Raw genomic sequence first — 25,818 nt, 5'->3', positions numbered from 1 at the left:
TTGTCAGGTGGCGGTCATGTGGCCGTCAGCGTGAACCCGAAGGTGTTGCGCCCGGCCTGCGAGCGCGCGAACACCGAGCCGCGGTGCATCAGCGCGATCGCCTTGACGATCGCGAGGCCCAGCCCGTGGTTGCCACCCGGATTGCGGCGCGCGCTGTCGACGCGGTAGAAGCGGTCGAACAGGTGCGTGAGGTGCTGCTCGTCGATCGGGCCGCCGGGGTTGCTGACCGCCACGCGGATCTGCTCCGGCGCGTCGAGCAGGCGCGCGATCTCGACGACGATCTCGTCGCCGTGCTTCGAATGCTCGATCGCGTTCTGCAGCAGGTTGCCGAGCGCGCGCCGCAGCAGCGCCGTCTCGACGCAGCCGCGCTCGTCGCCCTGCACGCGGATGCGCACGCCGCGCTCGTCGAGCAGCGCATCGAGGTAGTCGGCCACCTTGTGCACCTCGTCGGCGATCGAGGTGTCGGCATGGCGCGACGCGGCCGCGCCCTGGTCGGCGCGCGCGAGGAACAGCATGTCGTTGACGATGCCCTTCAGCCGCTCCATCTCCTCGAGGTTGGAGCGCAACACCTCCTCCAGCTCGCCGGCGCTGCGCTCGCGCGTCAGCATCACCTGGGTCTGGCCGATCAGGTTGGTGAGCGGCGTGCGCAGCTCGTGCGCCACGTCGGCATTGAAGGCCTCCAGCTGCTGGTAGGCAGTCTCCAGCCGCGCCAGCGCGCCGTTGAACGAGGCGGTCAGGTCGCACAGCTCGGCGGGCATCGGCTGCAGGTCGAGCCGCTGCTCCTGGTGGTTCGGGTCGAGTGCCTGCGCCTGCCGGCTCAGCCGCTGCAGCGGCCGCAGCCCCACGCGGGCGATGCCGTAGCCGAGGAAGGCCACCGCCAGCACGCCGACCGCGCCCAGCCCGATCAGCGCGAAGCGGAAGTCCTCCAGCGTCTGCAGGAAGCGCAGCGGGTCCTTCACGAGCACCAGCGTCACCGCCGGCCGGTCGCCGTCGGCGGGCAGGTGGCGGGTCCAGGTCAGCAGCTTGCAGGGGTGGCCGGGTTCCTCCAGCTCGCCGAAGCCGCCGGCCATCGCCAGCGCCTCGATGTCGGCGCGCCGCGGGCCGTAGCGGAAGGTCGAGACGTCGCTGATGACCCACAGCCGCACGTCGCTGCGCTCCATCTCCAGCGTGTTGAACTTCGGCGTGAGCCACAGCCGCCACTGCGATTCGTCCTGGACGCGCAGCACGATCGATTCGGCCCAGCCGGCGCGCAGCCGCATCTCGCCGCGCACCTGCTCCATCATCCCGCCGTTCAGCATGCGGTGCAGCGCCCAGCCGCCGACCAGGAACACCACCGCGGCGCAGCCCGCGAACATCAGCGTGAGCCGCACGGCGAGCCGGCGCGTCATGCCGTGCCCTCCGCCGCGCGCGCCTCGAGCACGTAGCCCATGCCGCGCATCGTGTGCAGCAGCTTGAGCGGGTAGGGGCCGTCGAGCTTGGCGCGCAGCCGCTTCACCGCGACCTCGACGACGTTGGTGTTGCTGTCGAAGTGGATGTCCCACACCAGCTCGGCGATCTCGGTGCGCGACAGCACCTGGCCCGGCCGGCGCGCCAGCGTGGTCAGCAGCGAGAACTCCTTGGCGGTCAGGTCGATGCGGTCGCCGCCGCGCTGCACCTTGCGGCCCAGCAGGTCGAGCACCATGTCGCCGATCGTGATGGTGGTCGGCTCGGTCTGCCGGCTGCGGCGCGAGAGGGCATGCAGCCGCGCGCTCAGTTCGAGGAACGAGAACGGCTTGACCAGGTAGTCGTCGGCGCCGTCCTGCAGGCCGCGCACGCGGTCCTCGATGCCGTCGCGCGCGGTCAGCATGATGATCGCCACCTGCTTCACGCGGCGCACGTCGCGCAGTATCTCGAAGCCGTCGATGCCGGGCAGCATCGCATCCAGCACGATCACGTCGTGCCGGCCCTCCAGCGCCGCGTGGCGGCCGTCGATGCCGTTGTGCTCGACGTCGACGACGTGGCCTTGCTCGGTCAGCCCGCGGCGCAGGTAGTCGGCGGTTTTCGGTTCGTCTTCGATGATCAGGACGCGCATTCCCGGGAGTTTAGTGACGAGGCCCGGGCCGCTGGCTGACGTGCAGATGACAAATCTGTCATCTGCAGGGGCTTCGACAGGCTCAGCCCGACCCTTCGACAGGCTCAGGGCGAACGGAGGGGCGTCAGGGCGTCCCGAACGTGACCTGYGTCGCGACGATCCGCGTGCCGTCCAGCGACGGCACGCCGGTCACGGTGGCGCGCCGGCCGTCCACCAGGTCGGCTGCCACCCCGCCGCTGAACGTGGTGCCATCGTCGAACACCACCGGCGTGTTGCGGATCCGGAAGCTGCGCGCCGCCGCATCGAGCTCCTGCACCGCGCCGACCAGCGCGAAGCTCGCGATCGCCGGCACGCTGTCGTCGTGCACGATGACGCGCGCCGCCACCAGCGTGCCGGCCAGTGTGGCGCCGAACACGCCGACGCGCGCGCCCAGCACCACCTTGGCCTCGTCGCCATCGAAGTGCGCACCGACGGCGTCCACCGCGATGCCGTTCACCTTGAAGCTGCGCGAGCTGACGATCTCGGTCACCGTGCCCTCGACGCGCGCCACCGGGTGGTCGGCGAGCATCAGGTCGGCGGTGCGCACCGAGGTGGCGGCCAGTTGCGCGTTGTCCGGCAGCAGCCGCACGCTGAGGAAATCGCCGATGTCCGCCGGCGGCACCGCGTTGCCGGCCACGCTGCCGACACCGATCACCTCGCTGCCCAGTGTCAGGCTCGGGGCCTGCGGATCGCGCGCCGCGACCACGCCGCGGATCTTGTAGAACGACGCATCGGGCAGTTGCTCGACCCGCGTGGCCGCGTACTGGCGCGTCAGCGGGTCGTACTGCGAATACACCTGCACCGTCATGCCCGGCACCAGCGCGCTGAAGCCGCCGGTCAGGCTGCCGTCGTACAGCGTGCGCGCGCCGACGATCACCGTCTGGCCGAGCACGACGAAGCTGCCGCCGACCGCATCGACCGATGCCACCGGGCCGACCAGGTCGCTGACGACGCGGATCGCCAGCGCCGTCGAGGTGGCCTGCGTGCCGCTGGTGTCGAGCGTGCCGCCCTCGACGATCACCGTCATGCCGAGCTTCAGCTGGTCCTTCGTGAGCAGCGCGCCCTGCTCGTCGCGGATCTCGGCGCTGTCGTCGTCGAAGCGCACGTCGTTGACGAAGATCGAGCCGAGCCCGCTGATCGGGCCGGACGCGATGATGCCGGTGCCGCCGCTGTCGACGCCGCCGCCGCAACCGGCCAGGTGGGTGATCAGCAGCGCGGCGGCCAGGAGCCCCGCGGTCAGGCGGCGGCGGCGCGAGTGGCTCGAGGGGCGGTTGTTCACGATGGGTCGGGCTCGTCGGGTGAAGGGGCTGCCGCCGCGGGCGCGTCGGCATGGAAGGTGTACAGGCCGATGCGCGCCCGGCGCAGCGGCGGGTCGCCGGCCTGGTGCGCGCGCTCGTCGGCGTCGATCATGTCGGTGAGCTGCGGCACCAGGGCGGCCATCAGCCCGCGCCATTGCTCGGTGACCAGCCCGCGCAGCTGCGCGACCGAGTCGGCACTGAGGCCGTCGGCGAACAGCGCCTGCTCGAAGTGGGGCGGCTTCTCGCCGGCGCTGCCGGCCGCGAGGTTGGCGACCGCGGCCGCCAGGTGGTCGCCGACGTTGTGGCCGACGAAGCCGAGCAGGCGCGACTGGTCGGCGCTCGGCACGAAGGAATCGCGCTCCAGTGTCACGGTGTCGGTCACCGGGTCGAAGCTCGCGAGGCCGAGCCGGCACAGCTCCTCGAGCAGGCTGCGCGGGTGCACGTCGCGCGTCACCGAGCGCGCCAGCTCCTCGAAGCTTGGCGCCTTGCCCTGGCGCGGCAGCGCCTTCGGCCGGCCGTCCTTGTCCTGCAGGCGCCGGCTGCCCATCCACTTCGTGAAGACCTGGGTGGCCGGCGAGCTGCGCGCGGGCACCTCGGCCGGCGGGGCGTGCGTGATGCGCGTCACCTCGCGGCGCGTCAGGCCGGTGGTGGTGCTGATGCGGCTGATGTCGCGGCTCGCCTGCGCGCCGGAATGCGCCTCGCGCGCGGCGGCGACCAGCGATCGCTTCAGCGCCTCGGCCAGCAGCGGGAAGCCGTGGCCCCGGTCGAGACACAGCTGCGCCAGCGGCAGCAGCAACCGCTCGAGCGCCTGCTGGAAGGCGGCCTCGGTGTCGTCCGGCGTCGTCATGGCTTCAATGTGCAACATGCACATTTGATCACGCTTTCGCAATCCCCGGTTTCCCGGGGCTTGTCATCGTGTGTCATGGAATCTACAGTGAATGTGCTAATTGCACATTTGCACATTCACTGGAAAAGCTTCGATGAACACCTTCTTCACCCGCCGGGCCATGGCGGCAGCGACCCTGCTTGCAACACTGGTGGCCGCCGTGGCGCTGCCCGGCTGCGGCGGTGGCTCCGGCGACGACGGCGGCGGGACCGGCCGGGTGCGCCTGGTCAACGCGACGACCGACTACGCGGCGCTCGATTTCTACGCCAACGATGTGCTGCAGACCAAGGACACCGCGTCGTTCACCGCCGGCGCGTACTCGCCGGAGATCGGCGCCGGCACGGTGACGATGGCGCTGAAGCGCAGCGGCTCGGCCTCCACCGCCGTGAGCGTGAGCCGCACGGTGGCCGGGAACGGCAACCACACGCTGGTGGCCTACAGCACCGAGACCTCGCTGCGCGCGATGTACCTGAACGACGCCGAAGCGGCGCCGGCAGCGGGCCAGGCGAAGCTGCGCCTGTTCAACGGCGCGGTCGAGGCCGGCGCGCTCGACCTCTACGTGTTCCCGGCCGATGCCAGCCTGGCCGACCAGAGCGCGGCGCTTTCCGCGATCCCGACTGACACGCTGAGCGTCTACAAGGAGTTCGTGAAGGGCGCGTGGCGCATCGTCGTGACGGGCGCCGGCAACAAGGCCGACGTGCGGCTGGACCTGCCGTCGGTGACCTTGGCCGACCAGCAGATCGTCACGCTGGTGGCCACCGCCACGCCGGGCGGCGTGCTGGTGCACGGCCTGCTGCTGAACCAGCGCGCCGAAGCGGTGGCGCAGAAGAACACGCTGGCCCGCGTGCGCGTGGTGGCGGGCGTGGCGGCCGGTGGCGCGGTCTCGGTGCAGGCGAACGGCGTCGCGCTGGCGAGCGGCATCACGTCGCCGGCGATCGTGCCGTACACGACGATGCCGGCCGGTGCGGTGACCGGCGAACTGCGCGTGAATGGTGGGACCGCCATCGCGCTGCCGGCGTTCACCGCGCAACCCGGTGCCGACGTGACGCTGATGGTGCTGGGCACGGCGGCCGCGCCGAGCGCCTTCGTGCTGCAGGACAACAACAAGCCGGCCGGCGCCGGCAACGCGAAGCTGCGCCTGGTGCACGGCGTGAACGGCCTGGGCGGCAACGCGACGCTGACCGCCGACTACGGCCTGGTCGCGAGCGACATCCCGTTCGGCCAGGCGTCGGTGAGCGCGAGCCTCGTGGTCGGCAACCCGATCCGGCTGGAAGTGACTTCGCCGGCCTCGGCCGCGCGCTTGTTCCTCAACGACGAGGCCAACCTGCAGGCGACCAAGGTCTACACGGTGTTCATGCTCGGTGACGCCGCCGCACCGGTCGGGACGCTGGTGCGCGATCGCTGAGCCCAGTGCGACAGCGGCTGTCGCCATCCGGTGACAGCCAAAAAGTCGTTGCGCGACAGGCACTTGGCGAAGACGCTGGGTTGCGCTGTCGCTGCATGGCGACAAAAACACCGGTCCGGACGACCGTTTGAGCGTCAGATACGGGCAAACCCTTTGTTACTCGCGGCAAGTCGTTGATAGCAAACGACTTTTTCTGCTGGCACGCGCGTTGCGCTGTCATGGCATCGCAGCCGTTTTCACGGCCTTGTTTTGCCAGACAGGAACCTCGTTTTGTCCGTTGCCCGCCGTCTCCCCGCGTTCTTCGCCCCCGCCATTCGCCGATCCGCGACAGGGGTGCGCGCGCTGCTGCTGCTCAGCCTCGCCGGCCTGGCCCACCAGGCCCATGCCTTCGGCTTCGACGATGTCGCCGAGCGTGCCCGCCAGGCGGCCACCCGCGCCTACGCGCCGGTCACGGTCAAGCTGCCCGATGAGCTGAAGAACCTCGACTACGACCAGTACCGCGACATTCGCTTCAACCCGCAGAAGGCGTTGTGGCACCGCGAGAACCTGCCGTTCGAGCTGGCCTTCTTCCACCTCGGCAAGTTCCAGACGCAGCCGGTGTCGATCAACGAGATCGCGCCGGATGGCCGCGTCAACCACATCGCGTTCGACCGCAACGACTTCGACTACGGCAAGAACAAGCTGACGCAGAAGGGCTGGGGCGACCTCGGTTTTGCCGGCTTCCGCGTGCACTACGCGCTGAACAACCCGGCCTACAAGGACGAGCTGGTCGTCTTCCTCGGTGCGAGCTACCTGCGCGCACTCGGCAAGGGCCAGCACTACGGCATGTCGGCGCGCGGGCTGGGCATCGACACCGTCGGCGGCAGCGGCGAGGAGTTCCCGCGCTTCAGCGAGTTCTGGATCGAGCGCCCGGCGCCGCAGGCGACCACGCTGGTGATCCACGCACTGCTCGATTCGCCGCGCGCGACCGGGGCGTACCGCATCACGCTGCGCCCCGGGGAAGAAACAGCCATCGACGTGCAGGCCCGCCTGTTCCTGCGCGCCGGTGTCGCGACGCTCGGCTTGACGCCGCTGACCAGCATGTTCGCGCACGGCGAGAACCAGCCGAAGGCCGGCGACTTCCGCCCCGAGGTGCACGACTCCGACGGCCTGATGCTGGCCACGGGCGACGGCAAGGGCGGCGGCGAATGGCTGTGGCGCCCGCTGGTCAACCCGAACCGCACGCTGGTGACCTCGTTCTCGATGGCCGAGCTGAAGGGCTTCGGCCTGATGCAGCGCGACCACGCCTACACCAGCTACGAAGACACCGAGGCGCAGTACGAGCATCGCCCGAGCGTGTGGGTCACGCCGCAAGGCAAGTGGGGCCCGGGCCGTGTCGAGCTGCTGCAGCTGCACACGCCGGACGAGACTGACGACAACGTCGTCGCCTACTGGGTGCCGGACAGCGTGCCGGCGCCGGGCCAGCCGATCGATTTCTCTTACCGCATGCAGTGGCAAGGCGAGCGCCAGCAGCGCCCGCCGGCCGGCTGGACGGTGCAGACCCGGCGCGGCCACGGTTTCGTCGACCGCAAGACGGTGCTGGATCCGCGCGAGGTGCAGTACGTCGTCGACTTCGACGGCCCCGCACTGCGGGCACTGCCGGCCGATGCGACGGTGAAGGCCGTCGTCAGCGCCGGCAGCAACGCAAAGATCGTCGAACGCAACGCCTATCGCAACCCGGCGACCGGCACCTGGCGCATGACCGTGCGCGTCAACCGCCTCCAGCTCTCGCAACCCGCCGAGCTGCGAGCCTTTCTCCAAACCGGCGACAACGCCTTGACCGAAACATGGACCACGATCATTCAACCCGAGTGAGCGCCGACCGATCCGCACCGGGCGCCAGCATGCCGCGCATGAACCGCGGCTCGATGGTGGCTCAGCCGTGGCGTGGTTTCACGCGCAGCCTGGGCGACCTGCTGGTCGGCTCGCTGGCCGGCCTGGGGCGCCTCGTTCAACCCGGCGCACGCGCCGTCGCGGCTGAGCCGCCGGCGGCCCCCGAAGCCTGGGAGCTGGCTGCCAAGGCGCGCCGCCGCGTGCTGCTCGGCCTGGTCGCGTTGTCGGCCGCCGGTGCCACCGCGCTGCTGGCCACCGTGCTGCCGCAGCACGAGAGCGCCTGGCTGCGCAACCTGCAGATCGGCCTGTACGCGCTGCTGTTCGCCTGGGTGTCGGCGGGCTTCTTCACCGCGATGATGGGCTTCTGGGTGCTGTGGCGCGGCGACCGGCATGCGATGTCGGCGGCCTCGGTCGGCAACGAGCCGATCCACAAGGGCGCGCGCACCGCGATCATCATGCCGATCTGCAACGAGCAGGTCTCCACCGTGTTTGCCGGCCTGCGCGCGACCGTCGAGTCGCTGGCCGCGACCGGCGCGTCGAGCCTGTTCGACGTCTACGTGCTGTCGGACACCAACGACCCCGAGATCCGCGCTGCCGAGCTGGCCGCCTGGGCCGAACTGCGCGCCGAGAGCGGGCTGGCCGATCGCATCTACTACCGCTGGCGCACCATCCGCACCAAGCGCAAGGCCGGCAACGTGGCGGATTTCTGCCGCCGCTTCGGCCGCGACTATCGCTACATGGTGGTGCTGGATGCCGACAGCGTGATGAGCGGCGACTGCCTCGTGAAGCTGGTGCGGCTGATGGAAGCCAACCCTAACGCCGGCATCCTGCAGACCGCGCCGCAGGCCTGCGGTCTCGACACGGTGCATGCACGCTCGCAACAGTTCTCGGGCCGCGTCGCGGGCCGGCTGTTCACCGCCGGCATGCAGTACTGGCAGCTGGGCGAATCGCACTACTGGGGCCACAACGCGATCATCCGCGTCGAGCCGTTCATGAAGCACTGCGGCCTCGCGCCGCTGAAGGGCCATGGCGGCCTGAGCGGCGAGATCCTGTCGCACGATTTCGTCGAGGCCGCGCTGATGCGCCGGGCCGGCTACCACGTGTGGCTGGTGCACGACCTGCACGGCAGCTACGAGCAGCAGCCGCCGAACCTGCTGGAAGAGCTGCAGCGCGACCGCCGCTGGTGCCAGGGCAACCTGCAGAACGCCCGCCTGATCGCCGAGCCCGGCCTGCACGGCGTGCACCGCGCGATGCTGCTGACCGGCGCGCTCGCCTACCTGTCGGCACCGCTGTGGCTGGCCTTCGTGCTGCTGGGCGCGGGGCTGTGGATGTTCGGCGGGCACCCGGTGTTCGGCGCGGCGCGCGAGCTGCCGGTCGAGATGGCGCTGCTGTGGTTCGCCACCGCGGTGATGCTGGCGATGCCGCGCGTGATGGGCGTGGCCGCGATCGTGATGACGAAGCAGCAGCACCGCTATGGCGGCACCGCCGCGTTGATCCAGGGCGCGCTGCTGGAAGGCGGACTCTCGGTGCTGCAGGCGCCGGTGCGGATGATGGCGCACACGCTGTTCGTGATCGTCGCGCTGACCGGCCTGAAGCTGGACTGGAAATCGCCGCCGCGGGAAGCGAGCGACATCGGCTGGGCCGATGCGGCGCGCCGCTTCATGTTCATCAGCGGTGGCGTGGCCTTGCTGTCGGCGCTGGTGCTGTGGGTGCAGCCGCAGGCCACGCTGTGGCTGGCGCCGATGGGCCTGCCGCTGTTGCTGGCGGTGCCGCTGGTGGTGCTGACGAGCCGTTCCGGCCTCGGCCAGCGCCTGCTCGCGAACAAGCTGCTGCTGACGCCGGAAGAGCATTCGGCACCGACCGTGCTGCGCCGGGCCTGGGCCCATGCGCGCCGCGCAGCGCCGCTGCGTCAGTTCCGCGATGCGTTGAACGACCCGTGGCTGTTCGACGTGGTGCGCGGTGCGATGGGCCCGCGCAATACGGGCTGGGGCAGCCGTGGCAAGGCGCGTCGCCTGCTGGTGAAGGGCCTGCTGGCCGACCAGGACACCGAGCGCCTGAGCAAGGCCGACCGGATGCGCCTGCTGAGCGAGCCGCAGACCATCGTGCGGCTGCGTGATCAGCTGGCGGCGAACGCGAGCCTCGTTCGCACCGAACGGCGCGCCTGATTCACCGCCGGGCGGCGCGGGGCGTGCCTTCGAGGTGCCGCCCCCACGCCCGGCGCAACTGCAGGTCCGACGCGAACCCCGCGTGCTCCGCGGCCCGCGTGACGCTCGCGCCGCCCGACAGGGCCTGGCGCGCCCGCTCGAGGCGGATCTTCTCCACATAGGTCATCGGCGACACCGCCGCATGCTCGGCGAACAGCCGCAGCAGGTGGCGTGTCGTCACATGCGCGGCGTCGGCAAGCGTGCCGAGCGTCCAGTCGTCGCCAGGCCGCTCGCACACCGCATCCTGCGCGCGGTGCAACGCCGGGTGGATGTGGTGCCGGTGCGCGAGCAGCGGCGACAGCTCGGGGTCGTTCTGCGTGCGGCGCAGGTAGACCACCATGTCCTTCGCGACCCGCGCGGCCAGCGCATCGYCGCAGGCCAGCGCGATCAGGTGCAGCGCGAGGTCGATGCCGGCCGTCACGCCGGCGCTGGTGGCGAGCGCGCCGTCGAGCACGAACACGCGGTTGTCGACCACTTGCGCTTCGGGCGCGAGGCGGCGCAGCATCTCGATGAACGCATGGTGCGTGGTGCAGCGCCGCCCGCCGAGCAGGCCGGCGCGGGCCAGCAGCAGCGTGCCAGTGCAGACGCCGACGAGGCGGTGGTCCTCGCCCGGTTGCAGCAGCGGGCCGATGTCGCGGCGCAGCCAGTCGACGGTGGCCAGCGTCGCCGCATCGGGCCGGCCGAGGGCGGCGGCGGGCTGGCCGACCACCATCAGCCAGGTCGGCGCGGCGAAGCGGTCGGGCAGCGGTTCGAGCCCGGCGACCTGCAGCCCGACCGAACTCGCGGCCTGCGCCTGCGGCCCGACGAAGCGCAGCCGGAAGCGTTCTGGCCGGCCCTGGTCCGCGAGGTGCGTATCGGCCAGCCGGAAGGCCTCGGCCGGCCCGGCGACATCGAGCAGCAGCGTGCGCGGCGGCACGACGATCGCGATGTCGACGCGGGTCATCGCTGTTCGGGTGGCACGCCGCGCAGGCGTTCACGCAACGCGGCCTGCGTGGCGGGGTCGACCGGGCGGTGCTTCACCATGGTCTCGGCGGGGTAGCGGGCCAGGTGGTTGCTGCCCTTCCAGTCGTTCACCGGCCGCACCGGGCGCGGCACGAAGCCGCCGCCGCAATTCGGGCAGACGTTGCCGAGCACGTTGTCGACGCAGTTCGCGCAGAAGGTGCATTCGAAGCTGCAGATGCGCGCATCGATCGATTCCGGCGGCAGCGCGGTGTTGCAGTGTTCGCAGGTGGGGCGGAGCTGGAGCATGGCGGGCTTTCGTGGCGGGAGGATGCCACGATAGGCCGGCAGGCCCGATTCGTCGCCGCGTCCGCCGACCTGGATCGATCAGTTCCGGACCAAACCCGCTGCCAGTCCCCGCACCGCCGCCCCCGCCGCATCGCGCGCCTGCTCCCACACCTGCTGCTTCCACTGCGGCGTGTCGACGTAGAACGCGTCGCGCGTCTGCTGCTTGATCTGCGCGCGCTGGTCGGCCGGCGCCTCGGGGTGGTTCTCGACCCACTGGTCGGCCCGCAACGCCTCGATCATCTGCATGATCGGCAGCGTCCCGTACTCGAGCGCGATGCCGGTGTACTCGGCCTGCGGGCATTCGTCGTAGGCGGCCGACCACATCAGCCCGGTCAGCAGCGGCGAGCTGGAGCTGCCGTCGTAGATCGACGTGATGCCGTCGCCCCACCAGGCGCGGGCCCGCTGCAACGCTGCCGCATCGTCGCGGCACGCGAAGATGCGCTCGCCGACGCCGGTCGGCCCGAGCCCGGTGTGCAGGTCGATCCAGCCGAGCCGTGCAGCACGCCGCCCGTGCTGCTGCAACACATGGCGCAGCGTGACGTGGCTCCAGGTCGGGTTGCGCCCGCCGTAGAACAGGCCCTCGGGGTGGTCGTACTGGCCGCCCGAGACGGCTGCCTGCAACGCCTCCATGCCGCGCTGCTGCACGAACTGGCCGACGCGCATCATCACCTCGGGCGACGGCGGCCACATCGGCGGCACCAGCAGCCCGGCCAGTTCGTCGTAGCCCGGGTTGGCCGGCAGCGGCCGGCTGAAATCGTGGAAGTTGCGGTTCAGGTCGACGTTCTCGTGCGTCGTGCGGCGCCACCACGAGAAGCCGTAGGGGTTCAGCGCGTGGATGTAGAGCACCGCCACGCCGGCCGCGTGCGCCGATGCACGCCACGCCGCATCGCCGAGCAGCCCGACCTGGATGCCCGAGCCGCAGAAGCCCTCGACGCCGTGGCAGGCGCTGCTGATGATCAGCAGCCGGCTCGCATCGGCCGGGCCGTCGCGCACCACGTCCATCGCGAGCGTCTCGCCGTCGCGGCCGAGCAGCGGGTGCACATGGGTCTCGACGTCGAGCTTGGCCGCTTCGGCGGCGGCCAGGAACTTGCCGCGCGCCTCGGCGTAGGTCTGCGCGAACAACGCTTCGGTGTTCATCGTGCCGGCCTCAGCGCCGCGGCTGCGAGAGCCATTGTTCGGCCAGGCGCACCCACAAGGTGGCGCCGAGCGGAATCAGGTCGTCGTTGAAGTCGTAGCTCGGGTTGTGCAGCATGCACGGGCCCATGCCGTGGCCGCCGATGCGGTGGCTGCCGTCGCCGTTGCCGATCAGGAAATAGCAGCCGGGCTTCTCGAGCAGGAAGTAGCTGAAGTCCTCGGCGCCCATCGTCGGCTCGAACTCCTGCACGTTCTCGGGCCCGACCACGTCGGCCATCACGCCGCGCACGAACTCGGTCTCCGCCGGGTGGTTGATGGTGGGCGGGTAGTTGCGGGTGAACTCGAACTCGCAGCTCGCATCGAACGCGGCGCACAGGCTCTCGCTCACCTCCTTCATGCGCTTCTCGATCAGGTCGAGCACCTCGAGCGTGAAGGTGCGCACCGTGCCCTGGATCTCGACGCTGTCGGGTACCACGTTGGTGGCCTCGCCGGCATGGATCATCGTCACCGAGATCACGCCGGCATCGATCGGCCGCTTGTTGCGCGTGATGATGGTCTGGAAGCCCTGCACCAGCTGGCAGGCGATCGGCACCGGGTCGATGCCGTTGTGCGGCATCGCGGCATGCGAGCCCTTGCCGCGGATCACGATGCGGAACTCGTTGCTCGACGCGAAGCACGGGCCGTTCTTCAGTGCGAACTGGCCGACCTTCATGCCGGGCCAGTTGTGGGCGCCGAACACCGCCTCCATCGGGAACTGCTTGAAGATGCCGTCCTTGATCATCTCGCGTGCGCCGCCGCCGCCTTCTTCGGCGGGCTGGAAGATCAGGTAGACGGTACCGTCGAAATGGCGGTTCTTCGAGAGGTGCTTGGCAGCCGCCAGCAGCATCGCGGTGTGGCCGTCGTGGCCGCACGCATGCATCTTGCCCGGCGTGGTGCTGGCGTGCGCGAAGGTGTTCTTCTCGGTCATCGGCAGCGCGTCGATGTCGGCGCGCAGGCCGACGGCCCGGTCACTCGTGCCTGCGGTGCCCTTGACGATGCCGACGACCCCGGTGGTGCCGAGCCCACGGTGGATCGGAATGCCCCAGTCGGTGAGCGCCTTCGCGATCACATCCGCGGTGCGCTTCTCCTCGAAGCAGAGTTCGGGGTGGGCGTGGATGTCACGTCGGATCGCCGTGACGGCCGCGGCATCGGCCAGGATGGACTCGATCAACTGCATGGAAGCGCTCCCTCAGAAGGAGCAAAGCAGTTTACAGGCCTGCCGTAGCCCGGATGCCAATCCGGGGAAGAGTCCGACCGACGCGCACCCGGATTGGCATCCGGGCTACCAGACTCAATGCCGGACTTTGCCTTCCGCCGTCAGGATCGTCATGTCGACGTACTTCGAGCCGGCATGCGACCTGTCGTTGAAATCGATGAAGAAGCCGCCGAGGTTCAGCTCGGGCATGTTCTCCAGCGCCGTCACCAGCGTCTCCGGCGTTGCGTTGCCGCCGGCCGCGCGCAGGCCCTCGATCATCGTGCGGGCGGCGACGAAGCCTTCGATGCCGCCGTAGTTGGGCTCGAACTTCGCGCCCAGCGCCTTGCCGGCCGACAGGTAGTCGGCCGAGATCGGCACGGTGGCGCTGAACGGCAGCGGCATCACCTGGCTGATCGCGACGCCGCGGGCGTCCTGGCCGAGCTCGGCGGCCAGCGCCTGCGTGCCGACGAACGAGACGTTGTAGAAGCTGCCACTGAAGCCCTGCTTGCGCGCCTCGCGGATGAACGCCGCGCACGACTTGTAGGCGCTGATCAGCACGATCGCATCGGGTTTGTCGGCCAGGATGGTGCCGACGCCGGCCGCCACGTTCACCGTGTTGCGCTCGACCGTGCCCAGGCCCACCGGCTTCAGCTTGTGCGCCGTCAGCGCCGCCGTCATGCCGTCCAGGCCGGCCTTGCCGTAGCTGTCGTTCTGGTAGAAGACGCCGATGCGCTGCATGCCGATCGAGGTGATCTGCTTGACGATCTCGGCGGTCTCGTCGTTGTACGACGCACGCACATGGAAGGCCATGCGGTTGAACGGCGAGCGCAGGGCCTCGGCGCCGCTGAACGGCGCGAAGAACGGCGTGCGCGCCGCGGTGGCCAGCGGCAGCGCGGCGACCGACGTGGGCGTGCCGATGTAGCCGAACAGCGCGAACACGTCGTCTTTCAGCAGCTTCTGCGTGTTCTCGGCGCAGCGGTCGGGCTCGTAGCCGTCATCGACGCTGCGCAGCTCGATCGTGCGGCCGTTGACGCCGCCGCGCGCATTGACGCGCTCGAAGGCGAGCAGCGCGCCTTCCTTGAAGCGCTCGCCCAGCGCGCTGGCCGGGCCCGAGAACGCGGCCGACTGGCCGAGCACGATCTTGGTGGAGGCGGCGGTCGCCAGCTTCGGGAAGGCCAGGGCCACCGGTGCAGCAGCACCCAGGCTCAGGAAATGACGAMGTTTCACACTAACTCCAATTCGATGGGAACTACAACTGAGGAGCTCGGCACAACGTGCCCGAGCCCATCAAGCGGACGCCGTGGAACCGGCTTTGCCGGGCCACTGGCGGCGCCCCCTTGAGGGGGAGGCGCGCAGCGCCTCGGGGGTGGGCCTACCGGCGGACTTTTCCGTCTTCGGTCAGCATGGACACGTCGACAAAACTGGAGGCGACGTGGTCCTTCGCACCGAAGTGCACATTGAAGCCGCCGAAGTTCGCGTTCTGGATCGACTCCAGCCCGGCGATCAGCGCATCGCGCGACGGCGCGCGGCCGGCGCGCTTCAGGCCTTCCGCGAACACCTTCGCGGCCAGGTAGCCTTCCATGCTGGAGTAGTTCGGCGTCGCGTCGCCGCCGGCCTTCGCCACCGCATCCAGGTACTCGCGCGAGATCGGCGTGGTGGTCGAGAACGGGAACGGCATCACCTGGCTGATCATCACGCCGCGGCCTTCCTTGCCGAGCTCGTCGGCCAGCGCCTGCGTGCCGACGAACGACACGTTGTAGAAGGTGCCGCCATAACCGGCCTTGCGGGCCTCGCGGATGAACGCGGCGCACGACTTGTAGGCGCTGATCAGCACCACCGCATCGGGAAACTTCGGGACGATGTCCTTCACCGCCTGGCTGACCGCGACGGTGTTGCGCTCGACCGTGCCCAGCGCCACCGGCGCGAGGGTCAGCGGCTTCAGTGCGCGCGTCACGCCTTCCAGGCCGGCCTTGCCGTACGCGTCGTTCTGGTAGAACACCGCGACCTTGTTCAGGCCGAGCTGTGTCAGGTTCTTCACGATCAGCGCGGTCTCGTCGTAGTACGAGGCCCGCACGTGGAAGACCGATTTGCTGAACGGCTCGCGCAGCGCCTCCGCACCGGTGAACGGCCCGAAGAACGGCATCTTGCTGTCGTTGACCAGCGGCAGCGCGGCCAGCGAGGTCGGCGTTCCCACATAGCCGAACAGCGCGAACACGTCTTCCTTGATGAAGCGGTCGGTGTTGGCCTTGCAACGGTCCGGCTCGTAGCCGTCGTCCAGCGTCTTCAGCTCGATGGTGTGGCCGTTGGCGCCACCGGCGGCATTGAAGGCATCGAAGAACACGCGGGCACCGCGGTTCATCTGGATGCCCAGCTGCGCCGCCGGGCCGGTGAAGGCGGCGGACTGGCCCAGCACGAGCCGGCGGTCACTTTGAGCCAGCGCAGGCAGCGCCAACACAGCGCTGCCGGCGGCGACGCTCTTGAGAAGTTCACGACGTTTCATGGGGCAAGTTCCGTTGACAAATTTGTTGCAGCTTGTTACGACTCAGCGGGCCGTTTGCTGGGCCGTAAGGATATCCGTCGATATCGGTACAAAACTTACGGTTCATGACCTAGCGGGCACATACATCCGGAAGCATGTGCAATAGTTCCGCGATGAGTTACCGAACTGTTGCGGCAGCGTGCCCGCATGACTGTCCAGACACCTGCGCCATTCGCGTGACCGTTGAGAACGATCGTGCGATCCGCATCCAAGGCGACCCCGATCACCCGACCACGCATGGTGCGTTGTGCACCAAGGTGTCGCGCTACACCGAGCGAACCTACAGCCCCGATCGCGTGCTGCATCCGTTGAAGCGGGTGGGGCCGAAGGGCAGCGGGCAGTTCGTGCCGGTGAGCTGGGACGAGGCGCTGTCGGACATCGCCGCGCGCCTGTCCGAGATCGCGTCGCGCGCGCCCGAGGCCATCGTGCCGTACAGCTATGCCGGCACGATGGGCCTGCTGCAGGGCGAGAGCATGGCCGGGCGCTTCTTCCACCAGCTGGGCGCCTCGCTGCTCGATCGCACGATCTGCGCGTCGGCCGGTGCCGAGGCGCTGATGGCAACGTATGGCGGCAAGGTCGGCATGCACGTCGAGCATTTCGCCGAGAGCAAGCTGATCGTGATCTGGGGCAGCAACTCGATCGCGTCGAACCTGCATTTCTGGACCTTCGCGAACGCGGCGAAGCGCAACGGCGCGAAGCTGGTCTGCATCGATCCGCGCAAGACCGAGACGGCCGACAAATGCCACCAGCACATCGCGCTGCTGCCGGGCACCGACGGCGCGCTCGCGCTCGGGCTGATGCGCGAGCTGGTCGTCAACGACTGGCTGGATCCTGACTACATCGAACGCCACACCGAAGGCTGGCCGGCGCTGCGCGAGCGCGCGATGGCCTGGACGCCCGAGCGCACCGCCGAGACCTGCGGCATCAGCGCCGACGAGGTGCGTGGCTTGGCGCGCGACTACGGCACGACCAAGCCGGCCGCGATCCGCCTGAACTACGGCATGCAGCGCGTGCGCGGCGGCGGCAATGCGGTGCGGCTGGTGGCGATCCTGCCGTGCCTGACCGGCGCGTGGCGGCAGCGCGCGGGCGGCATGCTGCTGTCGGCGTCGGGCTGGTTCCATCCCGACAAGGCCGCGCTGCAGCGGCCCGAACTGCTGGCCGGCCGGCGCCCGCGCACCATCAACATGAGCACCATCGGCGACGACCTGCTGCGCGAGGGCTCGGCGGCATTCGGCCCGAAGATCGAGGCGCTGGTGGTCTACAACAGCAACCCGGTCGCGGTGGCGCCCGAATCGCCGAAGGTGGTGAAGGGCTTCGCGCGCGAGGACCTGTTCACGGTGGTGCTCGAGCACTTCATGACCGACACCGCCGACCACGCCGACTACGTGCTGCCGGCCACCACGCAGTTGGAGCACCTGGACGTGCACACCAGCTACGGCCACACCTACGTGCTGATCAACGAGGCGGCGATCGCGCCGGTGGGCGAGGCGAAGCCGAACACGCAGATCTTCCGCGAGCTCGCGGCGCGCATGGGCTTCGATGCCCCGTGCTTCAGCGACAGCGACGAAGCGCTGGCGCGCCAGGCCTTCCGCCGCGATGTCGTCGACTTCGACGAACTGCGCGAGAAGCACTGGGTGAAGCTGCAGATCGCGGAAGCACCGTTCGCGAACGGCGGCTTCCCGACCGCGAGCGGCCGTTGCACGATCGATGCGCCGGGCTGGGGCGTGCCCGACCACGTGCCGAACTACGAATCGGCCCGTTCGACGCCCGAGCTCGCGAAGCGCTATCCGCTCGCGATGATCTCGCCGCCGGCGCGCAATTTCCTGAACTCCAGCTTCGTCAACGTGCAGAGCCTGCGCGACATCGAGGGCGAGCCGGTGCTGGAGATCCATGCCGACGATGCGCAGCGCCGTGGCATCGCCGGCGGCGAGTTGGTGCGGGTGTTCAACGACCGCGGCGAGTACTGGTGCAAGGCCGTGGTCAGCCAGCGCGCGCGGCCCGGTGTCGTCAACGGCCTGGGCATCTGGTGGCGCAAGCTGGGGGTGCGTGGCAGCAACGTCAACGAGCTGACGCACCAGCGGCTGACCGACCTGGGGCGCGCCCCGAGCTTCTACGACTGCCTCGTGGACGTGTCGCGGGAATGACGCAGGCCGGCCGCGCGGCCGGTGACGGGCTTCACGATTTGCAGCGATGTCTTTGGCGGTGTCGCCCCCGGGACAGATGTCCATCGAGGCTGCCCCCAGAGTGGCTGCTTTCGCCTGGAGTCGTTGCGATGAAGCGTCGGTTGTTCTTGCGTTCGTGTGTGCAGGGGATGGCGGCAGCGAGCGGCGCCGCGTGGGTGCAGGTCGCGCGCGCGGCCGACGAGGGGCTCGGGGCCACGCAGGTCACGCTCGGCAGTTCGGCCGCGCTGAGCGGCATCCTGGCCGGCGCCGGCCGCGACCAGAACTCCGGCATCTCGGCGGCCTTCGCAGCGATCAACAAGGCCGGCGGCATCCACGGCCGCGAGTTGCGCCTGCTGATGAAGGACGACGGCTACGTGCCGGCGCGCACCGTCGAGAACGTCAGGCAGATGCTCGAGGGCAACACCGCGTTCGCGTTGATCTCGTGCATCGGCACCGCGAACAATGCCGCGATCATCCCGGCGATCGAGCAGGCGGGCGTGCCCTATGTCGGGCCGATCACCGGGGCATCGTCGCTGCGCCAGCCGGGCCAGCGCAACGTCTTCCATGTGCGCGCGAGCTACACCGACGAGGTGACGCGCGTGACCCAGCAACTGGTCGCGATGGGCCTGAAGGACATCGCGCTGGTCTTCCTCGACAACCCGTTCGGCAAGGAGGTCGCGAAGGACGCGACCGCCGCGTTGCAGGCGGCCGGGTTGCAGGCGGTGGCGACCGTGCCGGCAGCCGTGGACGGCTCCAACGTGGCGCAGGTCGTCGACCAGTTGCTCGCGGCCAAGCCCAACGTGGTGTTCTTCGGCACCACCGGCACGACCAGCACGGCGCTGATGCTGCAGCTGCGCGCACGCATGGCCGGCCTGCCGATGGTCGGGCTGTCGGTGTCGGTGATCTCGTCGGAGCTGGCCAAGCTGGGGGCCGCGTCGCAGGGCATCGCGTTGTCGCAGGTGTTTCCGGATGCGCTGTCGCAGAAGCTCGAATCGGTGCGCAACTACCAGGCGGCGATGCGTGCGATCGGCCGCGATGACTTCGGCGCCAGCAGCTTCGAAGGCTACGCCAACGCGATGGTGGTGGCCGAGGGCTTGCGCCGCGCCGGCCGCGACGTGACGCGCGACAAGCTGCGCCAGGCGCTGACCGGCCTGAAGCAGCTGAACCTGGGCGAGTCTTCGCTCGGCTTCGGCGGTGCGGCGCCGTACGTCGCATCGCGCTATGTCGGCCTGGCGGTGCTGGGGGCCAATGGGCGGCGGCTGAGCTGAGCCTGCATGGCTCGCCTAGACTCGCGTGATGCGAGTCTCGGTGAAGAAAAGATGGTGGGTGGCAGTGGGCGTGGTCGTGCTGCTGGGTTCGCTCAGCGGCTGCGGTTCGGTGCGCTACCTGGCGCAATCGGTCGGCGGCCACCTGAGCCTGCTGAACCAGGCCAAGCCGGTCAGCGACTGGCTCGCCGACCCGGCCACCTCCGACCCGTTGCGCGAGCGCCTGCAGCTGACGCAGCGCATGCGCGACTACGCGGTCAGCGAGCTGAAGCTGCCGGACAACGCGAGCTACCGGCGCTACGCCGACCTGCACCGCAGCGCCGCGGTGTGGAACGTGGTGGCCGCGCCCGAGCTGAGCCTGCAGTTGAAGACCTGGTGCTACCCGGTGACCGGCTGCGTCGGCTACCGCGGCTACTTCGACCAGGTGGCGGCCGACGAGCAGGGCGATGCGCTGCGCACCGAAGGCCTGGAGGTCAGCGTTTACGCGGTGCCGGCCTATTCGACGCTGGGCAAGCTGCCGGGCGGCTTCTTCAGCGACCCGCTGCTGAACACCTTCATCCGCTGGCCCGAGGGCGAGCTGGCGCGGCTGATCTTCCACGAGCTGGCGCACCAGGTGGCCTTCGCGAAGGACGACACGATGTTCAACGAATCGTTCGCGACCGCGGTGGAGCGCATCGGCGGCACGCGCTGGCTGGTCGAGAAATCGACCGCCGCGGCGCGCGACGAATACGAGCGCTACGACAAGCGGCGCCAGGAGTTCCGCGCGCTGACGATGCAGGCGCGCAATGACCTGGATGCGATCTACCGCAGCGGCCGCAGCGACGCCGACAAGCGCGCCGCGAAGGCCGAACGCATGGCGACGCTGCGCGCCGACTACGCGGCGCTGAAGGCCGGTGCATGGCAGGGCTACGCCGGCTACGACAGCTGGTTCGCGCGGGCGAACAATGCATCGCTGGGCGTGCTGGCGGCCTACAACGAGTTGGTGCCGCAGTTCGAGCGGCTGTTCGAACGCGAGGGCCGCGATTTCGACCGCTTCTACGCCGAGGTGCGCCGCATCGCCGCGTTGCCGCGCGACGAGCGGCGCGCGACACTGCAGGCGGCCGGCGCCACCGTTGCCGCCACCACAGCGACCCCATGAGGACCCGAGGAGACCGACATGCCCGACATCCACATCCACCGCGACCACGACCTGGGCCTGGCCCGCGCGCGCGAGATCGCGTGGAAATGGGCCGAGGAGGCCGAGAAGAAGTTCGAGATGGAATGCACCGTGATCGAGGGCGAGTACAGCGACACGGTGGAGTTCAAGCGCTCCGGCGTCAGCGGCGAGCTGGTGGTCGCGGCCGACCACTTCGACCTGCAGGCGAAGCTCGGCTTCCTGATGGGGGCGTTCGCCGGCACGATCCAGGGCGAGATCGAGAAGAACCTGGATGCGCTGCTGGCGGGGGGCAAGGCGCCGGCGAAGAAGGCGGCGGCGAAGAAGACCAAGGGCGGGTGAAGCTCAACCGGCCCCGACCGGCGCGCTGCGCGACGCCATCTTGTCCGCATCGAACTGTCGCGGCACCCACCGATCCCGCAGCCGCATGAGCGGCGTCTCGACCAGCTTGAACAGCAGCCAGCCGCCCAGCAGGCAGGCGGCCGAGATCACGACCACCAGCAGCGGCGCCGGCAGCGCCCACGGCTTCAACTGCCGGTTCACGATGAATGCGATCGGCTTGTGCGTCAGGTACAGCGCGTACGACCGCAGCGCGAGCGAGGCAGCACCCGGCACCTGCCAGCGCTGCAGCGGCGACCCTTGGCTCAGCGCCCCGAGCAGCAGCAACGCCCAGGCCATCGCCATCAGCGAGTAGCCGAAGCCGCTCATCAGGTAGCCGTACCCGTAGCCGTCGATCTCGTAGAAGTTCATCAGCCCCCACAGCATCGCGAGCGTCGCGGCCAGCCCGAGCCCGAACAGGGCCTTGCCGTGCTGCATCAGGCGCGCCCACACCTGCGGATGGCCATTCTTCAGCAGCGCGAGCGCAACGCCGGGCAGGAACTCGTCGAGCCGCGACAGCGAGCCGTAGTACACCGTCGGGTAGTAGCGCTCGATCGCGCCGCCGGCCTCGCGACCGTACTGCAACCACAGCGCGCTGCGCCACGCGATGGCCGCCAGCACCAGCGCGGCGATCAGCGCCCAGGCCAGCGCAAGCCGGTGCCGCAGCCGCGTCACGCCCCACAGCGCCAGCGGCAGCCCGAGGTAGAACTGCTCCTCGATGCACAGCGACCAGGCATGCGAGAAGGCGGTGCCGGGCTGCAGATCGATGTTCTGCGTGAAGGTCAGGAAGCGCCACAGCGGCGGCGGCTCGCGCCCGCCCATCACCGCCGGGAGCAGGAAGTACAGCGCCAGCACGACCCAGAAGTTCGGCAGCGTGCGCAGCGCACGCCGCGCATAGAACGCGCCGAACGACAGCCGGCGCTCCTGCAGCAGCCCGCCCAGCAGCTGGTTGGCGATCAGGTAGCCGCTGAGCACGAAGAACAGGTCGACGCCGGTCCAGCCGATCGCGCTGGCCCAGCCGAAGGTGTCCTGCCCGCTGACGAACACCCGGTAGTGGTAGGCGAAGACCAACAGGATCGCCAGGGCCCGCAGCGTGTCCAGCCCGGGCTGGCGATCGCGGGTCATTCCTTCAGCGATTCGATCAGGTCGACGTACTCCTGCATCGCCTCGTCGGACGACTTGCCCTTGACGGCATCCCAGGCGTCCCACTTGGCGCGGCCGACCATGTCGGTGAAGCCGGGGCGCTTGCCGTCGACGTCGCCGCTGCTCGCCTGCTTGTACAGCGCGTAGATCTTCAGCAGCGTCATGTTGTCGGGCTTCTCGGGCAGGTTCTTCGAGTCGGCCACGGCGGCTTCGAACAGGGACTTGAGGTCGGCCATGAATGTCTCCGGGGATGCTTGGGTGAAAGTCGGCATTGACGCGGCGAATGTTACCCATCATCGTCGCTCGCACAACAAGATTCATCCCCCAGGAGACCTCGACGATGCCCACCTCCCCCCACGTCAGCGCCCAGCGCATGTCGCGCGTCGACACCGCCTGGCTGCGCATGGACAACGACGTGAACCTGATGATGATCGTCGGCGTCTGGCTGCTGCAGCCGGCCATCACGCACGCCGCGCTGTGCGAGCGCGTCGAGGACAAGCTGCTGAAGTACGGGCGCTTCCGCCAGAAAGTGGTCGAGGACGCGATGGGCGCGAGCTGGGTCCACGACCCGGCCTTCGACCTGCAGCGCCACGTGCTGCACGAGCCGCTGCAGCGCGCGCGCGGCCAGTCGGCCCGCCAGGCGCTGCAGGAACGCGTTGCCGAGCTGAGCACCACGCCGCTAGCCCGCGCACACCCGCTGTGGCAGTTCCACCTGATCGACGACTACGAAGGCGGCAGTGCGCTGATCGCCCGCGTGCACCATTGCATCGCCGACGGCATCGCGCTGATCTCGGTGATGCTGTCGATCACCGACGGCGGCCAGGATCCGCCGCCGCGCCGCACGCGCGGCAAGGCGGATGACGAGGAAGGCGATGCCGATTGGCTCTCCGACGCGGTCGTCAAGCCGCTGACCGACCTGACCGTCAAGGCGATCGGCATGTACGGCGGCGGCATCGCGAAATCGATGGAGATGCTGGCCCATCCGCAGCAGCCGCTGCTGGGTTCGCTCGACATGGCGCGCACCGGCTACCAGGTGCTGAGCGACGTCGCCGCGCTCGCGCTGATGCCCGACGATTCGCCGACCTCGCTGAAGGGCACGCCGGTCGGCCGCAAGCATGTGGCCTGGGGCGAGCCGATCCCGCTCGACCAGGTGAAGGCGATCGGCCGCGCGCTGAACTGCTCGGTCAACGACGTGCTGCTGGCCTGCGTGGCCGGTGCGATCGGCGGCTACCTGCGGGCGCGCGGCGAGAACCCGGACGGACAGGAGATCCGTGCGATGGTGCCGGTGAACCTGCGCCCGCTCGAGAAGGCGCACCAGCTCGGCAACCGCTTCGGGCTGGTGCCGCTGGTGCTGCCGATCGGCATCGGCAACCCGGTCGAGCGCGTCTACGCGGTGCGCGCGCGCATGACCGACCTGAAGGGCAGCTACCAGCCGCTGCTGGCGTTCGCGGTGCTGTCGGTGGCCGGGCTGCTGATCAAGCCGGCCCAGGATGCACTGCTGAACCTGTTCGCGAAGAAGGCGACCGCGGTGATGACCAACGTGCCGGGGCCGGCCGTGCCGCTGAAGTTCTGCGGCTCGACGCTGCGCCAGACGATGTTCTGGGTGCCGCAGTCGGGCCACATCGGCGTCGGCGTCAGCATCCTGAGCTATGGCGGCGGCGTGCAGTTCGGGCTGGTCACCGACGATGCGCTGTGCAACGACCCGCAGGCGATCGTCGAGCGCTTCGAGCCGGAGTTCGAGAAGCTGCTGATGGTGACGCTGATGCTGCCCTGGGAGTAGGCCGGCTGCATCACCTGCGGAACTTGCCGTCGTTGCCGATGATGGACAGGTCGGCGAAGTCGAGCCCGGTGTGGTCGGTGGCGCTGTAGCTGATCTCCATGCCGCCCATGTCGTAGCGGGTCAGGCCGTTCAGTGCGGCCACCAGCCGCTCGCGCGTCGGCGCCGGGCCGGCGCGGCGCAGGCCCTCGACCAGCACCTTCGCGGCAGCGAAGCCTTCCATCATCGCGGGCGAGATGCCGTCGAGCTTGCGGGCCCGCGCGAGTTCGAGCGCTTCCTTGACGATCGGCGACGCGATCGAGCGCTCGTACGGGAACACCTGCGAGACGATGGTGCCGCGACCGTTGACCCCCATCATCTTGATGAAGCCGCTGGCCGCGTTGTTCGACAGCGTCACCACCTGGGCGGCGGAGCCGGCATTGCGCAACGCCATCGTGCCCTCGGCAACCGCACTCGACGAGCCGATGAACAGCACCGCCTGTGCGCCCGATGTCGCGACCTTCGGCGCCAGCGTGCTGAAGTCGGGCTTGCTGCGATCGAACTTCGCAAGCATCACCGGCTTCTTGCCGATCGCATCAAAGCGGCCATCGCGCCCTGCACCGCATCGGCGCCGAAGCTGTCGTCGGCCTGCAGCACCGCGATGCGGTCGACGCTGACCAGGCTCAGGTGGCGGATCGTGCGCTCGGCCTCGCGCTGGTAGGTGGCGCGCACGTTGAAGACGTAGGGCTGCAGCGGCTTGTGCAGGGCCATCGCACCGGTCGACGGCGCGATCATCGGCACCCGGTGTTCGTTCAGCAGCGGCAGCACGGCCTGCGCATTCGGCGTGCCGCGGCCGAGGAACAGCGCCAGCACGTTCTTCTCGACGATCAGCTTCTTCGCGTTCTCGGCGCTGAGCTGCGGCTCGAACTTGTCATCGAGCGAGACCAGCTGGATCGGCTGCCCGTGCACGCCGCCCTGCGCATTGACCCAGTCGAGGTAGAGCTTCGCACCGTCGGTGTTCTCCTTCACGCCGGCCGCCGCCGGGCCGGTGAAGCCGGAGGTCTGTCCGACCAGGAGCTGGGCTGCGGCAGGGGCGCCGATCGACATCATCGCGGCCGCCAGGGCCAACGCACCGAGGTACTGCTTCATCACGTGTCTCCGCTCTGTCTGTGAACACAAGGAAATCCATGGTTTCACGGGCAGGGCGGGCGTGCCTGTGTGCAGTACGCCTGTCTGCGTGTCACGCCATCAATGGCGTGACGTGGTGCGCGAAGCGCTCAGCGACGGAACTTGCCGTCGGATCCAATGATGGAGAGATCTGCAAAATCGAGACCGGTGTGGTCGCTCGTGCTGAAGCTGACCTCCATGCCGCCGATGTCGTACTTGTGCAGGTTGTTCAGTGCCGCGAGCAGCTTGTCGCGCGTCGGCGTGCCGCCGCCGCGGCGCAGGCCTTCGACCAGCACCTTCGCGCCCGCAAAGCCTTCCATCATCGCCGGCGACACCGCATCGAGGCCCTTGGCCTTCGCGAGCTCGGTCGCTTCCTTGACGAGCGGCGACGCGATCGAGCGCTCGTACGGGAACACCTGCGTGACGATCACGCCGCGCGCGTTGTCGCCCATCAACGTGATGAAGCCGCTGGAGGAGTTGTTCGACAGCGTGACGATCTGCGCCGGGCTGCCGGCATCGCGCAGCGCCTTCGTGCCTTCGGCGACGACGGCCCCGGAGGCGATGAACAGCACGGCCTGCGTGTTCAGCTTGATCAGCTTCGGCACGATTGCGCTGAAGTCGGGTTTCGCGCGGTCGAACTTCTCGACCGCTGCCGGCTGCTTGCCGACCGCGGTGAAGCCGGCCGCGGCGCCGACGACGGCATCGACGCCGAAGCTGTCGTCGACATGCAGCACCGCGATGCGCTCGATGCCGATCAGGCTCAGGTGGCGGATCGCGCGCTCGGCCTCGCGCTGGTAGGTGGCGCGCACGTTGAAGATGTACGGG

General features: G+C 69.4%; 23 protein-coding genes. 8 read left to right on the top strand and 15 right to left on the bottom strand.

Annotated elements, in window-relative coordinates; translation table 11 throughout:
- Positions 1 to 14: 14 nt before the first annotated feature.
- The 4 genes from AC1D1T_RS08450 to AC1D1T_RS08435 all read right to left on the bottom strand — a co-directional run bounded on the left by AC1D1T_RS08450 (position 15) and on the right by AC1D1T_RS08435 (position 4,255).
- Positions 15 to 1,388 carry a heavy metal sensor histidine kinase gene (locus AC1D1T_RS08450; protein ID WP_465110868.1) on the bottom strand — a complete coding sequence of 458 codons (1,374 nt, stop codon included), beginning with the start codon at positions 1,386 to 1,388 and terminating at the stop codon, positions 15 to 17.
- Positions 1,385 to 2,071 (bottom strand): heavy metal response regulator transcription factor, encoded by a 687-nt coding sequence (locus AC1D1T_RS08445; RefSeq protein ID WP_047500027.1) that lies wholly within the window; start codon positions 2,069 to 2,071, stop codon positions 1,385 to 1,387. Before AC1D1T_RS08445 ends, AC1D1T_RS08450 begins: the two co-directional genes overlap by 4 nt.
- Positions 2,072 to 2,195: 124 nt before the next feature.
- On the bottom strand, positions 2,196 to 3,389 hold the full coding sequence (locus AC1D1T_RS08440) for a DUF5666 domain-containing protein (protein WP_477839967.1): 1,194 nt from the start codon (positions 3,387 to 3,389) through the stop codon (positions 2,196 to 2,198).
- A complete protein-coding gene (locus AC1D1T_RS08435) occupies positions 3,386 to 4,255 on the bottom strand; it encodes a DUF6502 family protein (RefSeq protein ID WP_477826683.1) in 870 nt (289 codons plus the stop codon). Before AC1D1T_RS08435 ends, AC1D1T_RS08440 begins: the two co-directional genes overlap by 4 nt.
- Positions 4,256 to 4,388: 133 nt before the next feature.
- Between AC1D1T_RS08435 and AC1D1T_RS08430 the strand changes: the two genes are divergently transcribed.
- From AC1D1T_RS08430 to mdoH, 3 genes are all read left to right on the top strand, one after another.
- Positions 4,389 to 5,699, top strand: a complete 1,311-nt coding sequence (locus AC1D1T_RS08430) for a DUF4397 domain-containing protein (RefSeq protein ID WP_477826684.1) — start codon at positions 4,389 to 4,391, stop codon at positions 5,697 to 5,699.
- Between the two features lie 333 nt (positions 5,700 to 6,032).
- Positions 6,033 to 7,553 carry a glucan biosynthesis protein G gene (locus AC1D1T_RS08425; RefSeq protein ID WP_477826685.1) on the top strand — a complete coding sequence of 507 codons (1,521 nt, stop codon included), beginning with the start codon at positions 6,033 to 6,035 and terminating at the stop codon, positions 7,551 to 7,553.
- Between the two features lie 29 nt (positions 7,554 to 7,582).
- Complete coding sequence (mdoH, locus tag AC1D1T_RS08420) at positions 7,583 to 9,736, top strand: glucans biosynthesis glucosyltransferase MdoH (RefSeq protein ID WP_477991759.1); 2,154 nt, start codon at positions 7,583 to 7,585, stop codon at positions 9,734 to 9,736.
- Between the two features lies 1 nt (position 9,737).
- On the opposite strand, the gene AC1D1T_RS08415 is transcribed toward mdoH, so the two are convergent.
- The 6 genes from AC1D1T_RS08415 to AC1D1T_RS08390 all read right to left on the bottom strand — a co-directional run bounded on the left by AC1D1T_RS08415 (position 9,738) and on the right by AC1D1T_RS08390 (position 15,930).
- Positions 9,738 to 10,718: a GlxA family transcriptional regulator gene (locus AC1D1T_RS08415; protein ID WP_477991758.1), complete on the bottom strand. Its 981-nt coding sequence runs from the start codon at positions 10,716 to 10,718 to the stop codon at positions 9,738 to 9,740.
- Positions 10,715 to 11,023, bottom strand: coding sequence for a DUF1272 domain-containing protein (locus AC1D1T_RS08410; protein WP_477991757.1), 309 nt, complete (start codon positions 11,021 to 11,023; stop codon positions 10,715 to 10,717). The genes AC1D1T_RS08415 and AC1D1T_RS08410 overlap by 4 nt, the downstream gene beginning before the upstream one ends.
- A gap of 78 nt (positions 11,024 to 11,101) precedes the next feature.
- The gene (locus AC1D1T_RS08405) at positions 11,102 to 12,199 is read right to left on the bottom strand and encodes a M14 family metallopeptidase (protein WP_477828027.1); all 1,098 of its coding nucleotides are present in this window, start codon (positions 12,197 to 12,199) and stop codon (positions 11,102 to 11,104) included.
- Positions 12,200 to 12,209: 10 nt separating this feature from the next.
- Positions 12,210 to 13,412 carry a M20 aminoacylase family protein gene (locus tag AC1D1T_RS08400; protein ID WP_047500051.1) on the bottom strand — a complete coding sequence of 401 codons (1,203 nt, stop codon included), beginning with the start codon at positions 13,410 to 13,412 and terminating at the stop codon, positions 12,210 to 12,212.
- Positions 13,413 to 13,526: 114 nt separating this feature from the next.
- On the bottom strand, positions 13,527 to 14,657 hold the full coding sequence (locus tag AC1D1T_RS08395; RefSeq protein WP_477991756.1) for an ABC transporter substrate-binding protein: 1,131 nt from the start codon (positions 14,655 to 14,657) through the stop codon (positions 13,527 to 13,529).
- 145 nt (positions 14,658 to 14,802) lie between these two features.
- Positions 14,803 to 15,930 (bottom strand): ABC transporter substrate-binding protein, encoded by a 1,128-nt coding sequence (locus tag AC1D1T_RS08390; protein ID WP_047500054.1) that lies wholly within the window; start codon positions 15,928 to 15,930, stop codon positions 14,803 to 14,805.
- Between the two features lie 134 nt (positions 15,931 to 16,064).
- On the opposite strand from AC1D1T_RS08390, the gene AC1D1T_RS08385 reads away from it, so the two are divergent.
- The 4 genes from AC1D1T_RS08385 to AC1D1T_RS08370 all read left to right on the top strand — a co-directional run bounded on the left by AC1D1T_RS08385 (position 16,065) and on the right by AC1D1T_RS08370 (position 20,891).
- Positions 16,065 to 18,113 carry a molybdopterin-containing oxidoreductase family protein gene (locus tag AC1D1T_RS08385; RefSeq protein ID WP_477991755.1) on the top strand — a complete coding sequence of 683 codons (2,049 nt, stop codon included), beginning with the start codon at positions 16,065 to 16,067 and terminating at the stop codon, positions 18,111 to 18,113.
- A gap of 128 nt (positions 18,114 to 18,241) precedes the next feature.
- A complete protein-coding gene (locus AC1D1T_RS08380; protein ID WP_477991754.1) occupies positions 18,242 to 19,399 on the top strand; it encodes an ABC transporter substrate-binding protein in 1,158 nt (385 codons plus the stop codon).
- A 28-nt stretch (positions 19,400 to 19,427) separates the two neighbouring features.
- Positions 19,428 to 20,534 carry an aminopeptidase gene (locus tag AC1D1T_RS08375; RefSeq protein ID WP_477825952.1) on the top strand — a complete coding sequence of 369 codons (1,107 nt, stop codon included), beginning with the start codon at positions 19,428 to 19,430 and terminating at the stop codon, positions 20,532 to 20,534.
- 18 nt (positions 20,535 to 20,552) lie between these two features.
- Positions 20,553 to 20,891, top strand: coding sequence for a polyhydroxyalkanoic acid system family protein (locus AC1D1T_RS08370; RefSeq protein ID WP_477825953.1), 339 nt, complete (start codon positions 20,553 to 20,555; stop codon positions 20,889 to 20,891).
- A 3-nt stretch (positions 20,892 to 20,894) separates the two neighbouring features.
- Here AC1D1T_RS08370 and AC1D1T_RS08365 read toward each other — a convergent pair whose 3' ends face one another.
- Together AC1D1T_RS08365 and AC1D1T_RS08360 are read right to left on the bottom strand one after the other, a co-directional pair.
- Positions 20,895 to 22,052, bottom strand: a complete 1,158-nt coding sequence (locus AC1D1T_RS08365; protein ID WP_477825954.1) for an acyltransferase family protein — start codon at positions 22,050 to 22,052, stop codon at positions 20,895 to 20,897.
- Positions 22,049 to 22,306 carry an acyl-CoA-binding protein gene (locus tag AC1D1T_RS08360; protein ID WP_047500068.1) on the bottom strand — a complete coding sequence of 86 codons (258 nt, stop codon included), beginning with the start codon at positions 22,304 to 22,306 and terminating at the stop codon, positions 22,049 to 22,051. Before AC1D1T_RS08360 ends, AC1D1T_RS08365 begins: the two co-directional genes overlap by 4 nt.
- A 104-nt stretch (positions 22,307 to 22,410) precedes the next feature.
- Here AC1D1T_RS08360 and AC1D1T_RS08355 point away from each other — a divergent pair, with 104 nt between their 5' ends.
- Positions 22,411 to 23,850 (top strand): wax ester/triacylglycerol synthase family O-acyltransferase, encoded by a 1,440-nt coding sequence (locus AC1D1T_RS08355; RefSeq protein ID WP_477825956.1) that lies wholly within the window; start codon positions 22,411 to 22,413, stop codon positions 23,848 to 23,850.
- Between the two features lie 10 nt (positions 23,851 to 23,860).
- On the opposite strand, the gene AC1D1T_RS08350 is transcribed toward AC1D1T_RS08355, so the two are convergent.
- The 3 genes from AC1D1T_RS08350 to AC1D1T_RS08340 form a co-directional block, all read right to left on the bottom strand.
- Positions 23,861 to 24,400 carry an ABC transporter substrate-binding protein gene (locus AC1D1T_RS08350; protein WP_477825957.1) on the bottom strand — a complete coding sequence of 180 codons (540 nt, stop codon included), beginning with the start codon at positions 24,398 to 24,400 and terminating at the stop codon, positions 23,861 to 23,863.
- Entirely contained in the window at positions 24,400 to 24,975 is a 576-nt protein-coding gene (locus AC1D1T_RS08345) for an ABC transporter substrate-binding protein (RefSeq protein WP_477991753.1), read from the bottom strand. The genes AC1D1T_RS08350 and AC1D1T_RS08345 overlap by 1 nt, the downstream gene beginning before the upstream one ends.
- Positions 24,976 to 25,103: 128 nt before the next feature.
- Positions 25,104 to 25,818, bottom strand: a 715-nt coding sequence (locus AC1D1T_RS08340) for an ABC transporter substrate-binding protein (protein WP_477991752.1), incomplete at its 5' end; no start/stop codon positions are given.

The sequence above is a fragment of the Rhizobacter sp. P2_H3 genome (assembly GCF_056403355.1).
The sequence above is the reverse complement of the archived record's forward strand: the minus strand, read 5'-3'. Positions and strand labels throughout refer to the sequence as shown.